Origin of the sequence: Streptococcus sp. 20925_1_24 (assembly GCF_041432335.1) — a bacterium.
GTDB lineage: Bacteria > Bacillota > Bacilli > Lactobacillales > Streptococcaceae > Streptococcus > Streptococcus mitis_BM.
The window spans coordinates 1-17,490 of sequence record NZ_JAPVZM010000018.1 but is presented as its reverse complement, the minus strand read 5'-3'; the positions used below and the strand labels follow the sequence as shown (position 1 = coordinate 17,490).

At 41.3% G+C, this 17,490-nt stretch carries 12 protein-coding genes and 1 tRNA gene; 4 read left to right on the top strand and 9 right to left on the bottom strand.

The features are described 5' to 3' along the window. Positions 1–342: 342 nt before the first annotated feature. The 9 genes from O3650_RS08875 to O3650_RS08835 all read right to left on the bottom strand — a co-directional run bounded on the left by O3650_RS08875 (position 343) and on the right by O3650_RS08835 (position 12,540). Positions 343–3,870: a LysM peptidoglycan-binding domain-containing protein gene (locus O3650_RS08875; RefSeq protein ID WP_371491952.1), complete on the bottom strand. Its 3,528-nt coding sequence runs from the start codon at positions 3,868–3,870 to the stop codon at positions 343–345. 350 nt (positions 3,871–4,220) lie between these two features. After that, a complete protein-coding gene (gene vex3 / locus O3650_RS08870; protein ID WP_261074521.1) occupies positions 4,221–5,600 on the bottom strand; it encodes an ABC transporter permease subunit Vex3 in 1,380 nt (459 codons plus the stop codon). A gap of 54 nt (positions 5,601–5,654) precedes the next feature. Beyond that, positions 5,655–6,302 carry an ABC transporter ATP-binding subunit Vex2 gene (gene vex2, locus O3650_RS08865; RefSeq protein ID WP_261074520.1) on the bottom strand — a complete coding sequence of 216 codons (648 nt, stop codon included), beginning with the start codon at positions 6,300–6,302 and terminating at the stop codon, positions 5,655–5,657. Positions 6,303–6,314: 12 nt separating this feature from the next. Continuing rightward, entirely contained in the window at positions 6,315–7,592 is a 1,278-nt protein-coding gene (locus O3650_RS08860; RefSeq protein ID WP_261083485.1) for an ABC transporter permease, read from the bottom strand. 140 nt (positions 7,593–7,732) lie between these two features. After that, positions 7,733–7,818: transfer RNA gene (locus O3650_RS08855), tRNA-Leu, on the bottom strand. 81 nt (positions 7,819–7,899) lie between these two features. Next, positions 7,900–8,475, bottom strand: a complete 576-nt coding sequence (locus tag O3650_RS08850) for an isochorismatase family cysteine hydrolase (RefSeq protein WP_153193849.1) — start codon at positions 8,473–8,475, stop codon at positions 7,900–7,902. Next, complete coding sequence (gene codY, locus O3650_RS08845; protein WP_000940740.1) at positions 8,475–9,263, bottom strand: GTP-sensing pleiotropic transcriptional regulator CodY; 789 nt, start codon at positions 9,261–9,263, stop codon at positions 8,475–8,477. Before codY ends, O3650_RS08850 begins: the two co-directional genes overlap by 1 nt. Before the next feature lie 278 nt (positions 9,264–9,541). Continuing rightward, positions 9,542–11,116, bottom strand: coding sequence for a DEAD/DEAH box helicase (locus O3650_RS08840; protein WP_033688371.1), 1,575 nt, complete (start codon positions 11,114–11,116; stop codon positions 9,542–9,544). Positions 11,117–11,313: 197 nt separating this feature from the next. Then, a complete protein-coding gene (locus O3650_RS08835; RefSeq protein ID WP_261074518.1) occupies positions 11,314–12,540 on the bottom strand; it encodes an OFA family MFS transporter in 1,227 nt (408 codons plus the stop codon). Positions 12,541–12,732: 192 nt separating this feature from the next. Here O3650_RS08835 and O3650_RS08830 point away from each other — a divergent pair, with 192 nt between their 5' ends. The 4 genes from O3650_RS08830 to O3650_RS08815 form a co-directional block, all read left to right on the top strand. Further along, positions 12,733–14,049 carry an FAD-containing oxidoreductase gene (locus O3650_RS08830; RefSeq protein WP_153193851.1) on the top strand — a complete coding sequence of 439 codons (1,317 nt, stop codon included), beginning with the start codon at positions 12,733–12,735 and terminating at the stop codon, positions 14,047–14,049. Between the two features lie 204 nt (positions 14,050–14,253). Continuing rightward, positions 14,254–15,597 (top strand): lipid II isoglutaminyl synthase subunit MurT, encoded by a 1,344-nt coding sequence (murT, locus tag O3650_RS08825; protein WP_153193852.1) that lies wholly within the window; start codon positions 14,254–14,256, stop codon positions 15,595–15,597. Next, positions 15,597–16,379, top strand: a complete 783-nt coding sequence (gene gatD / locus O3650_RS08820) for a lipid II isoglutaminyl synthase subunit GatD (RefSeq protein ID WP_153193853.1) — start codon at positions 15,597–15,599, stop codon at positions 16,377–16,379. Before murT ends, gatD begins: the two co-directional genes overlap by 1 nt. A 102-nt stretch (positions 16,380–16,481) precedes the next feature. Beyond that, positions 16,482–17,490: transposase (locus O3650_RS08815; protein ID WP_371491948.1), on the top strand; the 1,009-nt coding region annotated here is incomplete at its 3' end.

The window sequence follows — 17,490 nt, the reverse complement described above, 5'->3', positions numbered from 1 at the left end:
TTTTATTTTTCTTATACTCAATGAAAATCAAAAAGCAAACTAGGAAGCTAGCCGCAGGTTGCTCAAAGCACTGCTTTGAGGTTGTAGATAGAACTGACAAAGTCAGCTCAAAACACTGTTTTGAGGTTGTGGATAGAACTGACGAAGTCAGTAACCATACCTACGGTAAGGCGACGCTGACGTGGTTTGAAGAGATTTTCGAAGAGTATTAGAATAAATACCTAATCTATTTTCTATTATAGCCTCTTACTGGCCTTTTGTATGTAATCAACTGACCACTAGATAAAACAAAGAGAGCCTATCGCTCTCTCTGCTTGCATTTCACTCTCTATAGAATGAAAATTATTTAGCTGCTTTTGAAAATGTTACAACGTAATTATAATCTTTCCCATTCGCTTGATAGACATAGTCCTCTTTGAAAGTATAGCCACGTTTGCTCAACTCTTCTTTCTTAGCATCAACTTGGCTCTTGACAGCTGCTTTAACCTGTTCATTTGATAAACCTTCCGCGACTTCAAGAGAAGTTCCATTGATATCTCCTAGGAAACCTGCAATATCTTTCATTTGATCAAAGTTATAAAAAACATTGACTTTGACCTTTTGAGGAGCTGGCTGTTCTAGACTTCTACGATTTCTGCTAGCGCGTGGTTGAACTGCTGGAGCCATTCTGAAACCTGAAGTTCCTGTAGCCTCCTTAGTGAATGTGACAACGTAGTTATAATTTTTCACAGTAGTATCTTGCTCAAAAATAATGTCATTTTTCACATGATACCCTCTAGTAGCTAGGTCTTTTATCTTAGCTTGAATTTTTTCTTTTACTAATTCTTTTGCCTGTGCTTCACTCGTTCCAGCAGGAATTGTGACAGTGTTATTTTCTCCCGGATCAGATAGGAAGCCATGAATATCTGGCATTCCAGCGAAGTTATAGCTAATATTTACAGTTCCATCTGGTTCTGATGTTGAACGTGCCACTCTTCTTGCTCTTGCTTGAACTGATGGAGCATTTCTAAAACTTGAACCTCTTTCTGAAGTTGAAGAAGGTTGTGTTGGAGATGCTGTTGCTGATCTGGAAGTCCCACTTGCACCATGACCAATCGCTGTGCTTCCATTGTCAATAGTAGTTCCACCAGGACCATTATTGGTCAAGCCTTCTCTACCATAATTCGGACTTGAAACTTCTTCACCTGGAACATCCAATGCATTGATTTCATTTTGATATTTTTCTGTAACAGTAGCTACTTCTTCATCGTCTTTTGCTTTGTTAATTTCTTCTATCGCTTTATCTTGTAACGCCTTTAATGCTTCTTTTAATCTTGCCTTTTCATCTGCATCAGGAACTTTTTCAATCGCATCTGCTTTTATTTTAACAACTTCACCAATATTGTCATCTATACTCTCCTTTTTAGCTGACTTCAAGGTTTCTTCCTTCTTAAGTTCTTCTTCTGATTTTGGTTCTGGAGTTGATGTTGCTGGAGTCGGAGTTGATGTTGCTGCATTCCCTGAATCATTTGTAGCTTCCTCAGATGGAGTATTGGAAGGTTCTGACGTTGTTTCAGAGCTACCTGATTCTCCAGCTGGCTGTGTAGTGGAATTGGTATCGCCTGATGTGACCGGTGCTTCTTCACTTGGGGTTACCGGTGACGATGTTGAATCACTTGGTTGGGTAGCTGTTGAGTCACCTGTAGGAGTTGTAGATGGCGCTCCTGACTCGTCTGAATGATTACCTGTTGATGGAGATGTAACTGAAGAACCTGATTCACCGTCTTTTGGTGCCGGTGTCACTGGTTCTTCCACTTTTGGTGCGGGGGTCGCTGGCTCGTCTGATTTTGGTGCTGGAGTCGCCGGTGATTCAGAACTTGGATTTGAAGCTACAGGTTGATCTATAGTTTCCACATTTGAAGTAGTATCATCTGTTACTGAACTTGATGACTCTGAATTCCCTGCTTCATTTGTAGCACCTGCAGATGGAGTATTGGAAGGTTCTGCAGTTGTTTCAGAGTTACCTGTTTCTTCAGCTGGCTGTGTAGTGGAATTGGTATCGCCTGATGTGACCGGTGCTTCTTCGCTTGGGGTTACTGGTGACGATGTTGAATCACTTGGTTGGGTAGCTGTTGAGTCACCTGTAGGAGTTTCAGATGGTGTTCCTGACTCGTCTGAATGATTGCCTGTTGATGGAGATTCAACTGAAGAACCTGATTCATCTGCTTTCGGTGCGGACACTGCTGGTTCTTCTGCTTTTGGCGCTGGTGCCACTGGCTCATCCACCTTTGGCGCTGGAACTTCAGAACTTGGATTTGAAGCTACAGGTTGTTCTGTAGTCCCTGTGTTTGAAGTAGTATCATCTGTTACCGGACTTGATGTTGCTGCATTACCTGAATCATTTGTAGCATCTGTAGATGGAGTATTGGAAGGTTCTGCAGTTGTTTCAGAGTTACCTGTTTCTCCAGCTGGCTGTGCAGTGGAATTGGTATCGCCTGATGTGACCGGTGCTTCTTCGCTTGGGGTTACCGGTGCTGGAGTCGTTGGTTCCTCTACTTTTGGTGCTGATGACACTGGCTCCTCTGCTTTCGGTGCCGGTGTCGATGGCTCCTCCACTTTTGGTGCGGGTGTCGATGGCTCCTCTACTTTTGGCGCTGGTGTCGATGGCTCCTCTACTTTTGGCGCTGGTGTCGATGGCTCCTCTACTTTTGGCGCTGGTGTCGATGGCTCTTCCACTTTTGGCGCTGGAGTCGTTGGTTCTTCCACTTTTGGCGCTGGAGTCGTTGGTTCCTCTACTTTTGGTGCTGGAGTCACTGGTTCTTCCACTTTTGGCGCTGGAGTCGTTGGTTCTTCCACTTTTGGTGCTGGAGTCACTGGCTCCTCTACTTTTGGCGCTGGAGTCGTTGGTTCTTCCACTTTTGGTGCTGGAGTCACTGATTTCTCTACTTTTGGCGCCGGTGTTGCTGGATCCTCCACTTTTGGTGCTGGAACCGCTGGTTCTTCCGCTTTTGGCGCTGAAGACGCTGGTTCTTCTGCTTTTGGCTCAGTTGCTGCTGGTTCTTCTGCTTTTGGTGCCGGTGTCGCTGGCTCTTCTGCTTTTGGTGCCGGTGTCGCTGGCTCTTCCGCTTTTGGCGCTGGTGTTGCTGGCTTCTCTTCTTTCGGTGCCGGTGTCGCTGGCTCTTCCACTTTTGGCGCTGGAGTCGCTGGCTTCTCTTCTTTCGGTGCTGGTGTCGCTGGCTTCTCTTCTTTCGGTGCTGGAGTCGCTGGTTCTTCTGCCTTCGGTGTTGTCGCCGATGGTTCTTCTGCTTTTGGCGCTGGGGTCGCTGGTTCTTCCACTTTCGGTGCTGGAGACGCTGACTCATCTGCTTTCGGTGCCGATACTGCTGGTGTTTCCACAACTACTGGTGTCGTTTGTTTAACTGTAGTAGTTTGCTCTCCAGTTACAGTATCTGTCTTTGTTTCAACTTCATAACTTTGACAGCTACCAGAATTATCAATCGACACTCGCTGTCTTTTGACTTCTGTATTTCCATCTTTTAGAAAAGCTTCTTCGCTAAAATACAATTTATTATTGGCAAAAATCAAATCTCTATTTGCAATACGATTTATCTCAACTAAACTATCAACAGATAGCCCCGTTGCTCCACTAATAGCACTCAGTGTATCTCCCCACTTAATTGTGTAGTGTGACAAATTGTTTATATTTTGAATATCAGCTTTTACTTCTGCAACTGTTCTGGCTACCCAAACACCATCTTGTTCATTAGCTGAAACAGTTGGAGCTAAAAAGCCCAACCCCAATAAAATCACACCTGTCGCAACAATTGCACCGGTTCTCAATTTTCTAAAGCCACGTAGGGATAATGTCCCTCTAACATTTGTTTGTCTCATTGTTTTCCTCACTATTTTATATTTGTAAAAAAAGCAGACTCAGCCACAGCAGGCTCATCTACCTTTGCAGTCTGGATAGGTATCTACAAGTTTTCTATTTATTTAAAAGCAAATTATGAATAAATTTTTATGCATATTTGAATATAGAAATTGTAAATTATCTTTCCACTGAATTCCACGATTTTAGTATATCACATCCAGCATCAAAAGTACAAAGAAAGCGATTGAAATTAATGATTTTCACCACTGCTTTCGGCTCTATTTTGTATTGTTAAATATGCATTCTCTATCCACCATTCTGGAATAGAAAAACAAGATGCAATCTTTATTCCAGACTAATTTTTTCAAACTTATTCACTATCGAGCAAGAGCTCTTTTGGTTGTTTTCTAAGGAGATTACTTGAAGCAAGCGCCATAACGAGAACCACTAGAACCAAGGCTAGGACAAAGACGATGATAAAATCTGATGTCTGAATAGAAATATCTAGGCTCGACAAGGTCTTGCTAAAGCCATCTACTTCTGCACCGCCACCAAGATTTGATGCTTGAGCCGCCTTGCTAGCCTGTTTGGCAACACCTGAAGTGACATTGGCAAGAACAGTATTTCCAATCGCACGAGCTGTGTAGTTGGCTAGGAAGTATGCAGAAACAAGAGCAGGGATGGCAATCAAGATGGATTCAATGATGAATTGCCCCAAGATACTTGCCTGTTTGAGACCAATAGAGAGGAGGATTCCCACTTCCTTGCGACGGGCATTGATCCAAAGGCTGAGCAAGAGGGCAAGGAGAAGAACTGAGAAGCTCAAGCTGCCCCAGAAGAGGAGGTTGGCCATCTTGTACATACCTGAAATGGATTGCTCTAGAGCTGGGTAGTTTGAGGAGCTCTTCACAAGTGTATAGCTCTTCCAATTTATACCACTGATACCATTCAACTCTTTCATGACATCATCCAAGTTCTTGTCCGCTGTTGCAAAGAAGGTTGCGTCCCCATAAATAGCTGTGTCTTCTGTGTATCCATAAAGTTTTGCAGCAGTGTGAATGTCTGTGATAGCTGTATTTTCATAGAGTTCTTGTGAGTAGGTTACTGCCGACTTATTGTGACCATCAAAGAGTCCCTTGATTGTCACTTCAACTGTTTCCTTGGCACCTTTTTCATTGTCTGCATCGTAGATATTAGAGTCTAGTTTGACCTTATCGCCAACTTTCCAGCCGTGTTTGGCTGCCAAGTCCTTGTGCAGGAGGATCTTGTCCTTGTCATCGTTGGTTAGGTGCTCACCTTCGACCAGCTTGTAAGAACCAGAGACAAACTTGTCTTCTTTAGAAGAGTCATTGACACCTGTAATCATCAAGCTACTTCCAAAATGTTTGGCACGGTCAGGTGTCAGATTTTTCTTGGTATCTGGCGTTTCGATGAGTTCATAGCCTGTCAAATCCCCGATAGCGTTGATGCGTTTCACATAAGACTCGATGGCCTTGTTTTCGGTGATTTTTTTGATATCTTCACCTTTAATATTCCCAGCACCACGTGGCGTTCCTTGGTTGACGCGACGATTGATTTGCATGGAGAAACTATTGGTAATATTTTTAAAAGTCTCCTGAGAAGCCTTGGCAGTAGCTCCCTTGATTGACAAGCCAACCAAACTCAAGCTCGCCATGAGGAGAATAATCAGGAAGATGACAATTGATTTGAAAAACTTCCTTGTAACATAGGCAAATGCATTGTGTAACATAGGTTCCCTTTCTAGATTTGAATTGATTTGTTTATTCTAATAGAATAAACTCTTTTATTTAGTAGTATTGCGAATTTCTGTTAATTTCTTATTCTTTAATTCAAGTGTAATATCAGATGATTGAGCCACTTCTTTACTGTGAGTTACGACAATGACACATTTTCCTGTTTTTTGAGCAAGAGACTTGAGAAGTTCAATAATATCTCCAGCAGTCTTAGGATCTAGATTACCTGTTGGCTCATCGGCTAAGATAACTGGGGCTTCCGATACCAGACTGCGAGCAATGGCAACCCGTTGTTGCTGTCCACCTGATAACTGGAGAACATTCCGCTTGATCTGACTTTCGTCAAGACCAAGTTCAAGAAGAGTCTCCTTGTTGGCCTTTTTATTGACCAAGCGGATATTTTCCAGCGGAGAAAGGTAATCTATCAAATTATAATTTTGAAAGACCAAGGAAATATGGTGCATACGATGGTAGGAATATCCCTTGTCACGAATGTCCTGCCCTTCAAAGAGGATGGAACCTTCGACAGGACTATCTAGACCTGCTAGGAGAGACAAGAGAGTCGATTTCCCCGCTCCTGACTCCCCAATAATACTGTAAAATTTCCCTGGTTCAAAATTATAATTGATCTGATATAAAACTGCTTCGGCAGTATTCTTATAACGGTAGGTAAGGTCTTGTAATTGTAATAAAGTCATGATTTCTCCTTCTTAACTAATAGATGATAAAATTTCTTTCGGTGATTTTCTAAATAAGAATAGGAAACAAAGGGCTACAGATAAGCAACTAAACAGAACTAGAAAAACATAGGATTCTGCAAAAGATAAGATGCTGGTTGATAAACCGCTTGCTTTGGCTAGTGTATCTTGTAAGCTTGCCTGATCTCCACTTGCTAGTAGAGTTTGAAGGAGATAAAATGTAATGGAGTTTCCTGCAACAAATGCTGGAAGCAAGGCACCGATAGATACCAAAACCACCTCTAAACAGAATTGTAGGAAGATCGAGCTCTTGCCTTTTCCAAGTGCCAGTAAAATTCCCACTTCGTAGACCCTTTCTCTCAACCAGAGAGACAAGACCAAAATTAAGGCTCCAGCTCCAGCTATCAACATCCCATAAAGGAAGATGGTCAGAAAGGTTTGGAAGGTAGCAACTGAGTCTTTGATTTGTTCAAAAGCCTTGCTTTCCTTCTCGACTTGGTAGCCTTGACTTTCCAAGGCTAAGTTTTCCACCTGCTTCATAAGTCCATCCATTTCCTTAGGATTTTCTACATAGAAGCGAGCTGCACTGACTTGAGATTCACCATTTCCCAAAAGAGTTTGGCTAGTTTCATAGTCTGTAAAGACCTGGTTTTCACTGAAGTCAGAAGACAAACCTGTAAATTTCTCTTGTTTTTTACCAGAGAAGATGCCGACAATCTCAAATTCTACTGTTTGTCCTTTACCAGCTTCTGACTGTCCAGCATCCAAGCTAATCTTGTCATGAAGCGAAAAACCGTTCTTCTTGGCCAACTCTTCGTGGATGATGATTTTCTTTGAATCCCCTTTTTGAAGGTGTCGCCCTTCTTTTAGATTGAAAGCCGAGCTGGTAAAGGTCACATCCTTAGATGAATCCTCAAGAGCTGTTAAACTAACCAAGTTTTTGTCTGCAGCTGACAAATCATCACGCTCCACGCTCTGCTCTCCACTCACCGCTTCCTTGTCTTTTAATTTTGCGACCGTCTCGAGTTCAGGAGAGACATTTTCCAGTCCCTTAATCTTGCTTACAGATGCTAGGTCTGACAACTTGAAGGTCTGACCATTTTCTATCTTCTTAATAGAAAAAGATGTATTGAGTGATTTATAAAGATTGGTTTCCACTGTTTTATTGGACTTCATCAAAGTCAAACAAGCAGAAATTCCGGCCAAGAGGACCAATAAAATCAGAAATAAAATAAAACTTCTCAGTCGTTTTCTGCTGACATAAGCCCAAGCTCTTTGGATTGGATTCATTTGTCACCTCCATATTTGTAAGACTATTATAAAATCCAAATATGAAATGTTTATGAAATGCAAAAAAAGAGCAAAAATATTTTTGCTCTACTTGAATTAGATGAAAACAAAAGAGCTAGCCTAAGCTAACTCTTATCCTATGCGGAGAGAGGGACTTGAACCCTCACGACCTAAAGCGGTCACAGGATCCTTAGTCCTGCGCGTCTGCCAATTCCGCCATCCCCGCGTCGATTACTTTACTAGTATATCAACTTTTAGGACTCTTGTCAACACTTTTTTTCAAAATTTTTTCACTTCATCAACCAAATTACTCTGAAATTTCATTTAGCTTTTCATCTACTAACTTAGCTCCAAGTGTATTTTTGAAATGTCCTAGAGCAAATTGATGATTTTCAGGCCAGATAGAAGCAACAGCTGGTTGAACAATCTCGATATCATATCCTAGATTATAGGCATCTATAGCTGTATGTAGGACACAGATATCGGTCAAAACTCCTGTTAAGATAACTGTAGACACTCGACGCTCTCTCAAGCGGATATCCAGGTCAGTCCCTGAAAAAGCTGAGTAATGGCGTTTATCCATCCAAAAGACACGACTATCTGAACCATGTTCTTGATAAAAGGTCCCCAAATCTCCGTATAAATTCCGTCCACTAGTCCCAATCAAATTATGAGGAGGAAATAGCTTGCTTTCTGGATGGAAACAATCGTTTTCTTCATGAGCATCGATGGTAAAGAAGATGTAATCTCCACGTTCAAAAGCTAACCGAGTCGCCTTACTAATGGCTTCCGAAATAGCCTGAGCTGGAGCACCTGCTGTCAATTTTCCACTATCAGCAACAAAATCTTCTGTATAATCAATCGAAATCAAAGCTTTAGTCATTAGTAATCTCTTTTCTTCACTTCTTCAAAAATATCTGAAATCAAGACCTTAAGGTAGGTTCCCTTCATTCCAAGTGAGCGACTTTCAATAATTCCTGCAGACTCAAGTTTACGAAGAGCATTGACAATCACAGAACGGGTGATTCCGATACGGTCTGCAATCACAGACGCAGTCAACTGCCCTTCATTTCCATTTAATTCCCCTAAAATCGCTGAAACAGCACGGAGTTCTGAATAAGAAAGGGTGTTGACTGCCATGGTGACGGCAGTACGGCGACGGATATTTTTCTCATCTTCTTCTCGTTGGAAGTTAAGAAGCTGAATCCCAACAACGGTACTGGCAATCTCAACAAGAATCAAGTCCTCGTCTTCGAATTTTTTATCATTGCGCCAAATAATCAAAGAACCAAGGCGAATCCCTGATACATGAATCGGTGCAATGGTTGTCAAGCCATCTGGAAAATCCGAACGACTCTCTACAGGGAAAATACTCAAATCATGATCAACTGTCAGATTTGCTTCTGTATCGTAAATCATGTTCGCACCTTGAATGTAGTCATCCGGAAAAATCTTAGTTTGGAAGAACTGCTCTACACGATCTGTATTGGTTTTATAACGCATAAAATAGCCAAGGAGACGTCCTTTGCTATTTACGATACAAGCATTACAATCAATAATATCTGCCAGTTGACGGGTAATAGCATTGTAGGGAAGTTCTTCCTGCAACTGCTCCTCCGAGCGCTTCAGGATAGAAGTAATTTTTCTTGTTTTTTCTAATAAATGTGCCATTTTTCACCTCGAATTTAATCGCTATCATTATAACATAAAAAGCTTGAATTTTCAATTATTATCTGAAAATTGCTTATTTAATTGCAATTTAGACTAGCTGAAATATTTTAGAAAAATAGATTTTTATCATTGACAAACTAATTTATTTTTGATATTATATTATCATAAGAAGATGAGTGGATAATACCTTTCCATTTCACCTATCCTTTGCTATCACCATCTTCTTTCACCCTTGGTCTCCTTATATAAAAAAGCGATTCATTTTGAACCGCTTTTTCTTATTTGTCGCCCTTGTTACGAATAACAAAGCCTGTTTGCTTTTCGCTTGAAGTATTGCGTGGTTTTTTATTATCCTTACGGTAACGTTTTTCCTTATCAAAACGATCATTTCCACGACTTCCTTTTTTGAAATCATCACGACGACCATTGCCACGGCGATCACGATCTCGACGGTCATCCCCACGACGGCCTCCACGACCTCCCTTAGCTTTGCCACCGAATCCATTACCTGATGGTTTAAATGGCAGTGGTTTTTCACGCGCAATCTCCACTTCAGGAAGACTATCTGGATCCTGAACAGTCAGACTCAAGATATACATTGCCAATTCTTCTGGAGTAAATTCGGCAGCTAGCTTACGAGCATCCTTACCAAATTTCTCAAAGTTGGCACGGATAGTCTCATCTGCAAAATCACGTTCGATTTTCTTGAGAGCTACGTGTTTTTTAGCTTGGAAGGCTTCTTCTGCACTTGCAGGTTTGAGACCTTTCATGCGTTTCTTGGTCAAGTTTTCAATAATTTGGAGGTAGCCCATTTCATTTGGTGATACGAAAGTAATCGACTGACCTGACTTACCAGCACGACCTGTACGACCGATACGGTGAACATAACTTTCAGGATCTTGTGGAATATCGTAGTTATAGACATGGGTAACACCTGAAATATCCAAGCCACGCGCTGCAACGTCTGTCGCAACCAAAACATCAAGATTGCCATTTTTAAAGTCACGAAGGACACGAAGACGTTTGTTTTGGTCTAGGTCTCCATGAATTCCTTCTGCACGGAAGCCACGGATTTTCAAACCACGAGTCAATTCATCTACACGGCGTTTTGTACGACCAAATACGATAGCAAGCTCAGGCTGTTCCACATCCATAAGACGTGTCATGGTATCAAATTTTTCTTGTTCTTTAACTCGGATATAGTATTGGTCAACCAATTCTGTTGTCAATTCCTTAGCCGCAATCTTCACATGCTCAGGTTCTTTCATAAACTGAACACCGATACGTTTGATGGCATCTGGCATAGTTGCTGAGAAAAGCAAAGTTTGACGGTTTTCAGGGACACGAGAAATGATAGCTTCGATATCTTCAAGGAAGCCCATGTTGAGCATTTCATCCGCTTCGTCAAGGATAAGAGTTTCAATATCTTGTAATTTCAAGGCCTTGCGTTTAATCAAGTCCAAGAGGCGACCTGGAGTTCCCACCACGATATGGGCACCAGATTTAAGAGCCTTAATTTGTTTTTCAATGCTTGAACCGCCATATACTGAGCGGACTTTGACTCCCTTACTACGACCAAAGCGGAAGAGTTCTTCTTGACTTTGGACAGCGAGTTCACGAGTTGGAGCGATGACCAAGGCTTGGATGGTCGCCTCTTCTGTACGGATTTTTTCAAGGGTAGGCAAGCCAAAGGCTGCAGTTTTTCCTGTACCAGTCTGAGCTTGACCGATAACGTCCTTGCCTTCAAGGGCCAAGGGAATGGTTTGTTCTTGGATCGGACTGGCTTCTACAAAACCAGCTTTTTCAATCTCTGCTAGCAAATCAGCAGACAAGTTTAATTCATTAAATTTCACGTTATTCTTCTTTCTAAAGGTGGTGCGAAGCCACCCTATAGGGCTTAGTTTATACTTTTCTTTTTATGACGTATTTTCATATACTGGATATAAAATCGTGTTGCTTCTTTTCCACAAAAGAAAAGTACTGTTTTCTTTGCAACCTATCTAGTATAACACAAGAGAGAAGCAAAAGATAGCCTAATTTCTCTAGAAAATCATGTAAGCGGTTTTTGGCTTTCCTTTTTGATTGAACGACCTAGATAATAAGACAAAGCCAAGGCTATACTATATAAAATGAGAAAAACGAACAAGGTTTGTGTGTAAGAATGAGCCATTTTATAAGTCTCTGCTAATAAAATAGGCCCTGCTAAACCAGCCATTGCCCAAGCTGTTAAAATATATCCATGCAGAGCGACCAATTCCTTGGTTCCAAAAATATCACTGAGATAAGCTGGAATCAATGAAAAACCAGCTCCATAGCAAGTCATCAAAATAGACATAGCGACTACAAATAAAACGGAATTTGTAAAGAGCCAAAGCGAGAGAGAAAAGAAAAGATTGACAAGCAGTAATATACTAAAGGTTAGAGGGCGACCGATATAGTCAGATAAACTCGCCCAGAGCAAACGACCAAACCCATTGAAAATCCCTAAAACGCCCACCATTACTGCTGCATGACTTGTAGACAAGCCAGCCATCTCCTGTGCCATTGGAGATGCCGCCGAAATTAAGCCTAAACCACAAGCTATGTTGATAAAGAAAATAACCCAAAGTATATAAAACCGATTGCTTTTCAAGGCCTGATTTGCAGCCATTCCTTGCGTCAAAGAGGCTGTTTTTTCTTTCCCTGAAACAGATAAAATTGTAAGCTCTTGCTCATTTGGACGCTTAATGAATTGTGAAGCTAGGAGCATGATAATAAAGTAACTTGCACCTAAAATATAAAAAGTTTCTACAAGCCCTACCCCTGCGATGAGATGTTGTGCTATGGGACTAGTCAATAAAGAAGCAAAACCAAACCCCATAATCGCTAAACCTGTTGCTAGACCACGTTTATCAGGAAACCATTTTATAATCGTTGACACAGGGGTAATATAGCCTGCTCCCAAACCAAGCCCACCTAAAATGCCATAAGCGAGATACAACAACCACAGCTCCTGACGGTCTATTGCAAATCCTGTTAAGATATTTCCACCTGCGTATAGAACAGCAGATAGACTCCCCATGACTCTCGGACCAAATTTTTCTACCAAACGCCCCATAAATGCAGCCGATAATCCCAAACAAAAGATTGCTAGACTAAAGGCAAAGGCAACAGAAGCCTGATCCCATCCCGTTTTTTCAATAATAGGGTTGCGATAAACACTCCAAGCATAAGTCGAACCCAGCATTAAGTGTAAAATGACCCCAGCAAAAGCAATAATATAACGATTCAATTTCATAAAACCTCCTATTTTCGAACATTTATTCTATCTTATATAAAAATAGATAGGATTTTAGTTTATCAAGCTTGTCAAAAAATTACTATTTTTTTGTCTGGAAAGCGTTTTTAGCTTTTCTGTCTTTTTCGTAGCAGAATTGTGCAAAAGTTTTTTTCTTGTGCTAGAATGAAAGTCGAAAAGGAGGAACTCTAAATGTTAACTTATGATTTAATCGTTATCGGATTTGGTAAAGCTGGTAAAACACTAGCTGGTAAATTGGCTTCAGCTGGCAAAAAAGTTGCCCTCGTTGAACGTAGTAAAGCTATGTATGGTGGAACTTGTATCAACATTGGTTGTATCCCAACTAAAACTTTGCTAGTTGCTGCTGAGAAAGACTTGTCTTTTGAAGAAGTGATTTCTACCAAAAACACTATCACTGGTCGCCTCAACGGTAAAAACTATGCTACTGTTGCTGGTACAGGCGTGGACATCTTTGATGCGGAAGCTCACTTCCTTTCAAATAAAGTCATCGAAATCCAAGCTGGTGATGAAAAGAAAGAACTGACCGCTGAAACAATCGTCATCAACACTGGTGCTGTTTCAAACGTCTTGCCAATCCCTGGACTTGCTACAAGCAAAAACGTCTTTGACTCAACAGGTATTCAAAACTTGGACAAATTGCCTGAAAAACTTGGAATTCTTGGTGGCGGAAATATCGGTCTTGAATTTGCTGGTCTTTACAACAAACTTGGAAGCAAGGTCACAGTTCTAGATGCCTTGGACACTTTCCTACCTCGTGCAGAACCTTCCATCGCAGCTCTTGCTAAACAATATATGGAAGAAGACGGTATTGAATTACTTCAAAATATACGCACTACTGAAATCAAAAACGATGGTGATCAAGTGCTCCTTGTAACTGAAAACGAAACTTACCGTTTCGACGCCCTTCTCTACTCAACTGGACGCAAACCAAATGTAGAACCACTTCAACTTGAAAATACAGATATTGAACTAACTGAACGTGGTGCTATTAAAGTAGACAAACATTGTCAAACAAACGTTCCTGGTGTCTTTGCAGTTGGAGATGTCAACGGTGGCCCTCAATTTACTTACATTTCACTTGATGACTTCCGTGTTGTTTACAGCTACCTTGCTGGAGATGGTAGCTACACACTTGAAGACCGTCTCAATGTACCAAACACCATGTTTATCACACCTGCACTTTCACAAGTTGGTTTGACTGAAAGCCAAGCAGCTGATTTGAAACTTCCATACGCCGTTAAGGAAATCCCTGTTGCAGCAATGCCTCGTGGTCACGTAAATGGAGACCTTCGCGGAGCCTTCAAAGCTGTTGTGAATACTGAAACAAAAGAAATTCTTGGAGCAAGCATCTTCTCAGAAGGTTCTCAAGAAATCATCAACATCATCACCGTTGCTATGGACAACAAGATTCCTTACACTTACTTCACAAAACAAATCTTCACTCACCCAACTTTGGCTGAGAACTTGAATGACCTATTTGCGATTTAAGTTAAGATTCAATCGTATTGAACAGCCCTCTGAGGGCTGTTTTCATTTCTGCGAAATCTCATACTCTTCGAAAATCAAATTCAAACTACGTCAGCTTCACCTTGCCGTACTCAAGTACAGCCTGCGGCTAGCTTCCTAGTTTGCTCTTTGATTTTCATTGAGTATCAAATCTGTCTTTTCCCTCTTTTATGATATAATAGAAACATGAAATTAAAAACTACTTTGGGCCTTCTTGCTGGGCGTTCTTCCCACTTCATTTTAAGCCGTCTTGGCCGTGGAAGTACGCTTCCAGGAAAACTTGCCCTTCAATTTGATAAAGATATTTTACAAAACCTAGCTAAGAACTACGAGATTGTCGTGGTCACTGGAACCAACGGAAAAACCTTGACAACTGCCCTCACTGTCGGTATTTTAAAAGAGGTTTATGGTCAAGTTCTGACCAATCCAAGCGGTGCCAATATGATTACAGGAATTGCGACAACCTTCTTAACAGCCAAATCTTCTAAAACTGGGAAAAACATTGCCGTCCTCGAAATTGACGAAGCCAGTCTATCTCGTATCTGTGACTATATCCAGCCAAGCTTATTTGTTATCACCAATATCTTCCGTGACCAGATGGACCGCTATGGTGAAATTTACACAACTTACAAGATGATTTTGGATGCCATTCGTAAGGTGCCTACGGCTACTGTTCTCCTTAATGGAGATAGTCCACTTTTCTACAAGCCAGCTATTCCAAATCCTGTAGAGTATTTTGGTTTTGACTTGGAGAAAGGTCCAGCCCAGCTGGCTCACTATAATACAGAAGGGATCCTCTGTCCTGACTGCCAAGGCATCCTCAAATATGAGCACAATACCTATGCCAACTTGGGTGCCTATATCTGTGAAAATTGTGGCTGCAAACGTCCTGATCTAGACTATCGCTTGACAGAATTGGTTGAGTTGACCAACAATCGCTCTCGCTTTGTCATTGACGGTCAAGAATACGGTATCCAAATCGGTGGTCTCTACAATATCTACAACGCCCTAGCTGCGGTTGCCATCGCCCGTTTCCTTGGTGCAGATTCACAACTCATCAAGCAGGGATTTGATAAGAGCCGTGCTGTCTTTGGACGCCAAGAAACCTTCCATATCGGTGATAAAGAATGTACCCTCGTCTTGATTAAAAATCCAGTCGGTGCGACCCAAGCTATCGAAATGATCAAACTAGCACCTTATCCATTTAGCCTATCTGTCCTCCTTAATGCCAACTATGCAGACGGCATTGACACCAGCTGGATCTGGGATGCTGATTTTGAACAAATCACTGAGATGGATATTCCAGAAATTAACGCTGGCGGTGTTCGCCATTCTGAAATCGCACGTCGCCTCCGAGTAACAGGCTATCCAGCTGAGAAAATAACTGAAACAAGTAGTCTGGAACAAGTTCTCAAGACAATTGAGAACCAAGACTGCAAGCATGCCTATATCCTGGCTACCTATACTGCTATGCTGGAATTCCGCGAACTGCTGGCTAGTCGTCAGATTGTTAGAAAGGAGATGAACTAATGGTTTATACTTCACTTTCCTCAAAAGCTGGCAATTACCCCTATCAGCTAAACATTGCCCACCTCTACGGAAATCTCATGAATACCTACGGGGACAATGGAAATATTCTCATGCTCAAGTATGTTGCTGAAAAACTGGGAGCCCATGTGACCGTTGACATCGTTTCACTTCATGATAATTTTGATGAAAACCACTATGATATCGCCTTTTTCGGTGGCGGCCAAGACTTTGAACAAAGTATCATTGCAGACGACTTACCTGCTAAAAAAGAGAGCATTGACAACTACATCCAAAACGACGGTGTGGTTCTCGCTATCTGCGGTGGTTTCCAACTATTGGGGCAATATTATGTTGAAGCTTCAGGAAAACGCATCGAAGGATTAGGGGTTATGGGGCACTACACCCTCAACCAGATCAATAACCGCTTTATCGGGGACATCAAGATTCACAATGAAGATTTCAATGAAACCTACTATGGATTTGAAAATCACCAGGGCCGTACCTTCCTCTCTGATGACCAAAAACCACTGGGACAGGTTGTCTATGGAAATGGAAATAATGAAGAAAAGGTCGGTGAAGGGGTTCATTATAAGAATGTCTTTGGTTCTTACTTCCACGGGCCTATCCTCTCTCGCAATGCCAATCTAGCTTATCGCCTAGTCACTACTGCCCTCAAGAAGAAATATGGTCAGGACATCCAACTCCCTGCCTATGAAGATATTCTCAGTCAAGAAATCGCTGAAGAATACAGCGATGTCAAAAGCAAGGCTGACTTTTCTTAAACAAAGGAAAATGATATCAAAAAACTCCGTTATCTTTTCGAGCCTACTGAAAAAGTCATTAAATTGATGGCTTTTTTGTTATACTAGAGATGAGGTGAAATAATGCTTGATAATCAGTTAACTATGGATGTCAGTCCTTATTCTAGTTTGTATGATATCGTGGTTCCTAAAACCCACTTTTTACGTCAGCTAACTGAACTCTGTGATTTTAGCTTTATTTATGATGAACTAGAAAAGAATTATCGTCCCGATTTTGGGCGTAAAGCTTATTCACCGATTATGATGTTCAAATATCTCTTGTTAAAAGATATTTATAAGTTATCAGATGTAGATGTGGTAGGACGTTCCTTGTCAGATATGGCCTTTAAATTTTTTCTTGGCCTGGCTCCTGAGGATTCTGTTATCGAGCCATCCTCTCTGACAAAATTTAGAAAGCTAAGAATTAAAGATGATAAACTGCTTGATGTATTGATTCAGAAGTCTGTTCAAATTGCACTCGAACATAACTTGATTAAGAGTAAAATCCTCATTGTGGATGCCACTCACACCAAATCTCATTATAATCATAAGAAACCCCAAGAAATCCTTAGAGAGCGTTCAAAAGCTTTACGTAAAACAATTTATCAACATTCAGAAGATATCAAAATAGAATTTCCAAAGAAACCTCAAGAAGATAACCTCGAAGCAGAGTTGACCTATACAGAGGAGTTAATGGCTGTGGTTGAAAAACACGAGGAACTCTTAGCCCTACCGGCTGTTTCTCAAAAGTTCAATTACCTAAGAGAGGCTGTCGAGGACGACTTAGAACATTTGGAAGCTTCTGTTAAGGAGGAGGCTAGGCTTGGACATAAGACAGCCGACACCTCTTTCTATGGATATAAAAGTCATATCGCTATGACGGATGAACGGATTATTACTGCTTGTGTGGTCACTTCTGGTGAACAAAGCGATGGGAAATATTTACCTGAGTTATATGCCAAAACAAAGGAAAATAGTCTGGACATCGAGACTATTATTGGTGATGCGGCTTATTCAGGAAAGGACAATATTCAACTAGCTCGCAAAGAAAAGATTCATTTGGTGTCAAAACTGAACCCTTCAGTTTCAAAAG